The sequence below is a fragment of the bacterium genome (genome assembly GCA_021158245.1).
Lineage (GTDB): Bacteria > Zhuqueibacterota > QNDG01 > QNDG01 > QNDG01 > QNDG01.
The window spans coordinates 1-8,163 of record JAGGVB010000163.1; the positions used below are offsets into that span (position 1 = coordinate 1).

Genomic DNA, 8,163 nt, shown 5'->3' on the forward strand with positions numbered 1-8,163 from the left:
AACTTCATATGGATCAGGGTGAAGGCCAGAACTGGCACTACTCCCCGGGAAATCTGTTCAGCAAAACAAAAAAAATATATTTTGATCCTGCAAAGGACACCACTATATCAATTATTCTTGATAAAAAGATTCCGCCTCTTCCAGAACCAAAGGATACAAAGTGGGTTAAAAATATCAAGATAAAAAGCGAACTGGTTTCAAAATTCTGGGGACGGCCCATGTATATTAGCGCCAGGGTGCTATTGCCAAAGGGATTTTATGAACACCCTGATGCGCACTATCCCGTAATATACCAGCACGGCCATTTTTCAAACGAGAACCCCGGATGGTTTGAGCCTCCTGAAAACGGAAAGCCTGGTAATGATTTTTACAATGCATGGACTTCAGACAATTTTCCAAGAATGCTCATTGTTACATTCCAGCATACAAATCCATATTATGATGATTCCTATGCTGTAAATTCCGAAAATATTGGTCCGTACGGGGATGCTTTTATCAAAGAAGTCATTCCAGTTGTTGAAAAAAAGTTTCGTGCTATTGCAAAACCATACGCACGTATTCTCACAGGCGGATCCACAGGAGGATGGGAATCCCTTGCCGAGATGGTATGGTACCCGGATTTTTTCGGAGGCACATGGACTTTCTTCCCTGATCAGATAGATTTTCACTATTACGAACTTGTAAACCTCTACAATCCGAAGAATGCATACTTTATTGAACACGAATGGTCAAAAGTCCCTATTCCAGGATCCCGCCGAACAGACGGCATGCCGAGGTATCTGATGTATCAGGAAACACTTAAGGAAGAGGTTATAGGAGACAGATACAGATCCGGCGGCCAGTGGGCAGTATGGAATGCACTTTTTGCTCCTGTTGACAAAGACGGATATCCCAAACCATTGTGGGATCCATGGACAGGAAAGATTGATTCCTCTGTGGCAAAATGGGCAATTGAGCATTACGATATTACTTATTATCTTAAGAAAAACTGGAAAACAGTGGGTCCCAAATTAACCGGCAAGATAAATATTTTTTGCGGCAGAATGGATAACTGGTGGATTGAGGAGGCTGTTTACCTTTTTCATGATTTTCTGACTTCTACTGAAAATCCCCATTATGAAGGCAGGTTTGAATACGGAATAAGAGCCGGCCACGGCTGGAGCCCATGGGAGGAAAAAGGAGACGCAGGGGGAATGTACAGAGAAATGGCTGAACACATTAAGAAGAATGCTCCTGAGGGGGAAGATACTACTGCGTGGAATTATTGAGGAAATTTATCTGCGGATTTGAAGCAGAACGGTATTTTGTATCTGAAAATAGCCTTTTTCAATTCATTTATACAAATGTTAAAAATTGCAGAGAGATATCCCAAACTATGAATATTATTGATATCATAGGGGTGTTGACGGAATCCACTGGATGACGAGAGATGAGCTGAAGGAGTGGGGATTGATAACAAAATAAAAGAGAGTTGTTTTTTTTTGAGTTCTGTTTTTAAGGATTCGGTTAATTGTATCCCGCACTGAAAAATATGGGTAAAACAGACATTGTACGTGTTTGTATTTTCCCTCTGCATGGGAAAAGATAATATTTTAATTTTGTTGCTATTTTTTCAGGTTGGAAAATTGTGCGGGCCAATAATATTATTTTTTAGTCAACTTTTTTCGCGCTGTCACTATGAATAAAAATATCTTTAATTATTTGAAAATCAGAATCTGTAAACTCCTTTGTTAACCATAACAGGCCGAGATAACATATTGCCAACAGAAAAGACTTAAGCAAATCCCAGAGAATATTCCCCTGGAAATAATAGAACGGCAAATAGAGAAGCAGCGCCCATCCTGAAATTCTCAGGAATGATATTTTGGGTACAAGATACCCTCCATTTAAAAATATCAACCTGCCGCTAACAGATATTCCAATAACAGCCGCAACAGTAATACTTACACCTGCTCCGAGCATCCCATATTCAGGGACTAATAATCTACAGAATAAAATATCAACAAGAACAATACCTATGGTAATCAGAAGAACCTGTTTCATAAAATTTTTTGCAATTAATATTGTATTAAAAATACAAAATACCGAAATCATAGACAAACCGAAAGAAACAACGGGTAAAATTTTTGAAGCGGGAATATACTTATATCCGAAAGCCAGCCTGATGATTGAATTAGCACTTGTCCCGAGAATCAACACAACGAGAAAAACAAAAATTAAAAAATACCTTGAAAATTGCTGAACAAGCATTTGAACCCGATCATTATCTTTTTGCCTTAATGCAAGAGATATTGATGGTAATAATGCCGCTGAAACAGCAATAGAAAAGAAATATGGCAATTTCCCCAGGGCTGTTGCAGAAACATAGTAACCTATAATTTTAGGGTCCCAATAGTATGAAACAAACCACAAGTCAATATAGAGCAAAGCAGACAAACTGACAAAGTACAAAATGTTCGGAAGAATAAAACTAAAATAAGATATTTTTTGTAATGGAGAAGTATCCTTTGGATACTTTGTTATCACCAGAGCAACTCCTAACCCCGTTATTGAAGCCATTGTATTGCCAATAATTGCTCCAAGCAGTGATAATTTTGTTGACACAAGAATAAAAATAAAAATTAATTTAGATATTGAATATACAAAACCCAGAATCGAGTACTTTTCAAATTGATGGAGGCCATTTTGGATGCCGACATAATAGCGAAACAAGCCATAAAAGATAATATCAAATCCTGCAATTCTCAAAACCGTTGTCAGCTCATTTTTATGAAAAAACTCCGTGATTATCGGTGATAGTAATATAAAAAGGCCTGCAGCAATACTTGAATATAGAAACTGCCATTTAAAAGTCTTCTGCTTAAGAGAGCGCATAGCCTTTGGATTGGCTCCCCCGAATTTTTGAATGAGCTCAGGAATTCCTGTAATGACAAACACTTCCACAACTAAAAGAATGGACATGACCCAGCCGTAATACCCAAACTTACCAGGCCCCAAAAACCTGGCCAGGCCGAAATTTAAAGTAAAACCTGCAAGTAAAAAAACACCCTGCGACAGGACCATCAAAAATATACCACGTGCTATCATCTTAAATTTATAGTCCTTTTAAAGTTCGCCGTTTTCTCTAAGCATAGCCCACAGTTCATCCATTAACTGCATATTCTGCAGTATATCTTCCTTTCGTATCGGCAGTTCAGTAGAATATAACAAGCTGTTATAGAATAATTGAATAAGACGATTGGCGCCTGAGAATAAATCAAACTTTCCCGTAAGAAATTTCCTGAAATTCCTATAACCCGTACGCTTCAATTTCTTTCCTTGAGAAATAATATTCAAAAACCGATTGACTGTACGGGGTAATAATGAAATTTCATTATCAGTGTAACAATATTGATTTAAAAAATCAATGTGCAGTTTCCCTGCCGTACCATATATATTAGTAAACTGATATCTCGGAGAAAGAGTTAATGAAAGATTTAAAGCACCTGTTGTTTCTTCTCCTTCAGCAAGAATCCTCAACTCATCGGTTTTCATCATTGAAGCAACACGATTAAATTTACCAATTGCTTTGATTTTTTTAATATCATCCATCAAATCTGTCATTATATAAAGGGGATGAGGTAAAAAATCCTGATATAAACTCCCCGGTAACTTGTATCCCCAGAACGAAGATGAATTATAAGGCTCCGCTATCGGATCAAGCTGCACACCATACCAACACTCAACATGTGAAACTCTGCCAATTGCTCCGGAACTGATAATTTGCCTCGCTTCTACCATAACATCATCATACAAATGATTGAAATCAGCACAAATTTTAACTCTGTTTTTCTGTGATGACTCAAATAATCCTTCAGCTTCTTTTAAATTTAAACTGAACGGTTTTTCAATAAATACATGGCACCTTTTTTCCATGGCAAACAAAGCTATATCATAATGTGTCTGCGGCGGAGTTAATATATGTACAACATCGAGTGATTCATTATCAATCATCTCTTTATAATCATTATAAAATTTCCCGATATTATATTGATCGGCCTTTTCTTTGCCTCGCTGCTCATTGACATCAGCTGCAGCGCAAATATTGACCTTCTCCATTTTGCTTAAAATTGACAAATGCATTTCAGAAATTCCACCGCAGCCGATAATACCAACCTGTAACGGTTTGCGTTTTCTGCGGAAATCAGCAGTCTCTTTTTTCATATAAAATAAACGTCCAGGAGTCCGTCTCTCTTTATGCCAATTCATCGTTCTTTTAATACTCTCATCAAATGCAACATAAGGTTCGCTTCTTAACTCCTCTTTTGAAAGTGTGTTTGAGTATATTATCCCATCTTTATAGATGCGTAAATTAAGTGCTCCCATAGGTGCTTGTTTTCCCATAAGTCCGAAAATAAACTTTAGCCCCTGCTGAGCGAGAAACATAAACCAATAGGGTATTTTGATAATCTTGAGATTGGGATTAACATTCTTCTTTATTAGCTTCAGATATTGATTCCTGCTGATTTTTTCGTCTTCAGTCAAATTGTAACACTTGCCCACTGTTTTTGAATTCCGGAGACAAAGCAGCACTGAATCTGCAACATTTTCGACATAGGCTATGGGCAATGAGCCCTTTCCATTACCGATTCTAATAATACTATTATCACTTAAAGCCAATCCTGTACTGGCCGGAAAAATCGGGCCGCCCGGGCCATAAATAACACCGGGCCTCAACACAGTAACCGGTAACCCAAAAGATTGATATGATTTCCAAACCAGTTTTTCAGCTTCAATCTTTGATTTCGAATAATAAGTAAATTTTTTTGCTTCAAAAGAATCATCTTCATGAAAAACCGGATGCCGCCCCATTGTTGAATGAGAATAAACGCTGCAGGAACTAATATGTATCAGGCGTTTAATTTTGTATTTCTGACAAAGGTCCAATAATAATTCTGTTCCTTTAATCGTTACTTTTTCAAAATAATCCCAGGGACCACTCATCGTTGCAGCAGCATGTATTACCATATCAACTTTACTTAATGCTGTCTCAATGGCCTCTCTATCATTAATAGTACCATTGACAATGGTAATCTTTTCATTATTCAAATCTTTTACATTTGAAGTCCGCCTTGCTAAAATAAAAACATGGTATCCTTCTTTTATAAGCCTGTTTACAATATGCTTGCCTACAAAACCTGTACCGCCTGTAATAAACACACTTAACTCTTTGTCATTTGTCATTGCAATTAGATCCTTTTATTGTTTTTATAAATTTACCACGGCCATTAAACAGGCCTGTTCAGCAATAGTTGAGTTTTATAATATCCACAACCCTTTTTTACACAGATAAATATACACTTTTTATCGAGACAATGTCAAGTATTGTTAGTGATTTCTTACACGCCTGAAAATGCAAATAATTAAACCGGCCGATATCTTCGGGAAATTTGTTTATTGTTCAAAATGAGTAACAATGAAACAATTATTCTGTTGAATTTTACATTTGATATCCAGAGGGCCTTCCAGTCTGTAATTCTATTTTATTTAATGATGTAATTCCTCTGATTTCCGTAGATATTGACACCCTTTCATTGTAACATCCCAGGATTTATGCTAATTTATAATGTGTCTCCCTGCAAAGCAGCCTTTTTCAATTCATTTATACAAATTAAGACATTTAATTACAGGACGTTACAATATGTCTGAATTTATTTATTCACTGGTTGCGGGAAGGTAAAAATACCTATTGACCTAATGCACAATTTTATGTAATTTAGCTTACATTTGAATGCTATATGAAAAAGAATGGTACTGGAAACAATCACAATAATATTATTTATAGAGCAAACTTCCGGACTATTCAACCAGGTTGAACACAGTGAGACTTAAATGATTCTGAAGCACAGCAATGCAATCACCGGAATATCACTTTCTTCAATAAATGATAACTTCATTGCATCATCATTTTTGTTTAATCATCTAACCATTATAATACGGCGAGGAGCAGCTTGGCCAAAAAAATAAAGGGCATTAACTGCAGTTTATCCTTATATCCATTATTCTGTTAACCATTCACTCTCGGAGAAAAAACATGAAAAAAGAAGCCTGTTTTTCTGCATTAATTATATGCGCAGCTAATTTTTTATTTGCACAAGATGAAATACCCGATTCAACCAAGGTGTATAAATTGAAGGAAGTTGTTATTACAGCTAACAGACAGCCAATAGAATTAAAAAATAACCCCGGTTCAATTTCAGTAATTACAGGCAAAGAACTATCTATCATGCCGAAAAAAACAGCAGCGGATGAAGCGCTGCGTTTAGTTCCCGGAGTACGCATTGACAACCAGCACGACGGAGAACGGGTACACGTTTCAATACGCGGCCAGGGAATACTGACTGAACGTGGGTTGCGCAGCATAGGCGTAATTATAGACGGAATTCCTGTTAACGACCCCTCTGGCTTTGCACCGGATTTATACGATGTTGACTGGTCAGCAGTGAACAACATTCAGGTTATAAGGGGCCCTGTTGCAGGACTGTACGGAACAGGAGGTGCAGCAGGAGTTATCTATATTACTACAAATGACGGCGGGAAAAAATCCGCACAGGGAGAATTCCGCCAATCTGCCGGGTCAAACGGATTCTTAAAATCTTTTATGCAGATTGACGGTTCCAAAGGAGCGGCAAACTATCGCATAAGTTATTCAAGAACCCGCGGAAACGGATACCGGGATCATCAGGCCTTCCGCAGCAACAAACTTTATGAAAAACTGAACTTTTATCCGTCTGACAGGCTGAGCCTCACCCAGATTATTTCCCATACAGACTATTTTCAGCAGAATCCAGAAGGCCTGAACCTCGGACAATTTGACAACCTGAGGCAGGCTAACCCGGATGCGCGTCCCTTTAATGAATATCAGAAAACAAACAGGACAACAATCGGGCTTCACGGAACATATCTTATTGATACGATACAGGGAATAGAATTTACTTCATATCTGCGCGCATGGAACTATAAGGAAACAAGTAACAGGTGTGCAGAGTACAGAACAATTACCAACCCCGGAGCAAGTGTACAATATAATTTACATTTGCATTCTGCGAGAGTAAAACATGAACTCAGCGCAGGCGCAGATTATAAACAGCAAAGCATAAACATGTACAAGCTGCAGAGCGCAGGCAGCCCCGAAAGGATTGAAAGTATAGATGAAACAAATATTGAAACTGACAGCCTGCTTGCAAATCAGATTATTACCCAGCAGAGTACAGGCCTGTTTCTGCTGTACAGGCTGAATATCGGAAAATTCAATTTAATGGGAAATGTCCGGTACGACTATCTTTTAAATGAACTTAAAGACAAAATGGCCATTTCCGAATCCGGAAAAACTGACAAAAACTTTTCAGAACTATCAGGCAGAATCGGAACAAGCTATAATTTTACAGACTCTTTTACTCTGTTTGCAAACTGGAGCCAGGGTTACATGCCGCCCTCTACAGAAGAGCTGGCCAGCAATCCTGCAGGCTATTCAGGGTTTAACACACATCTTATTCCTGCAACATCAAACTGCTACGAAACAGGTGTAAGGGGTTCTATAGGAAGAAAATTGTCGTATGATATATCAGGATTTTACATGAAAACAAAAAATGATTTCTTCCGTTTTAAGCAGACAGGCAGAGGAAATCAGGAGGTGTTTTACGGAAATGCGGGAAACAGCACCCGATACGGAATTGAGAGTTTTATTTCAGTTAAGATAATTAAAAACCTTTCATGGCAGACAGCCTACACCTACTCCGATTTTAAATATACTTCATCGGAAATTGATCCTGTTTATACAGATACCTCCTATGTTCTCACTGCTCCCCCTGCACCGGGCCAATGGCTGCCCAATTCTCCGAAACATCATATCTATTCGGAAATCACGTGGTCATTAAGTAAATATCTGAAACTCAATTTCGGAACAGAATATCAGTCGGAATGGGCCATATACACAGACGCAAAAGCATACAATGGAGAGCTTGACCCTGAAGTTTACAAAAACTGGACAGATGGATTTACTCTTTACAATGCAGGCATTTCATACAAATTTAATATTAACGGCACCAGAGGTGAGTTCAGTATTTTTGGCCGCAATCTGGCAGGAGCAAAATACATGGCATTTACAGAACCGGATCCTGACGG

4 protein-coding genes are annotated in these 8,163 nt (G+C 38.0%); 2 read left to right on the forward strand and 2 right to left on the reverse strand.

All coding sequences use genetic code 11. From position 1 onward, the window contains the following. Window positions 1-1,268: hypothetical protein (locus J7K93_08585; protein ID MCD6117058.1), on the forward strand; the 1,268-nt coding region annotated here is incomplete at its 5' end. A 382-nt stretch (window positions 1,269-1,650) separates the two neighbouring features. Here the strand turns inward: J7K93_08585 and J7K93_08590 are convergent. Then, a complete protein-coding gene (locus J7K93_08590; GenBank protein MCD6117059.1) occupies window positions 1,651-3,087 on the reverse strand; it encodes an oligosaccharide flippase family protein in 1,437 nt (478 codons plus the stop codon). An 18-nt stretch (window positions 3,088-3,105) separates the two neighbouring features. Next, window positions 3,106-5,223, reverse strand: a complete 2,118-nt coding sequence (locus tag J7K93_08595; GenBank protein MCD6117060.1) for an SDR family NAD(P)-dependent oxidoreductase — start codon at window positions 5,221-5,223, stop codon at window positions 3,106-3,108. Window positions 5,224-6,073: 850 nt separating this feature from the next. Between J7K93_08595 and J7K93_08600 the strand changes: the two genes are divergently transcribed. After that, window positions 6,074-8,163, forward strand: a 2,090-nt coding sequence (locus tag J7K93_08600) for a TonB-dependent receptor (GenBank protein MCD6117061.1), incomplete at its 3' end; no start/stop codon positions are given.

Excerpts from the sequence above, each read along its gene's own strand:
- J7K93_08590 (MCD6117059.1), bottom strand. The coding sequence starts at position 3,087 with ATGATAGCACGTGGTATATTTTTGATGGTCCTGTCGCAGGGTGTTTTT.
- J7K93_08595 (MCD6117060.1), bottom strand. The coding sequence starts at position 5,223 with ATGACAAATGACAAAGAGTTAAGTGTGTTTATTACAGGCGGTACAGGT.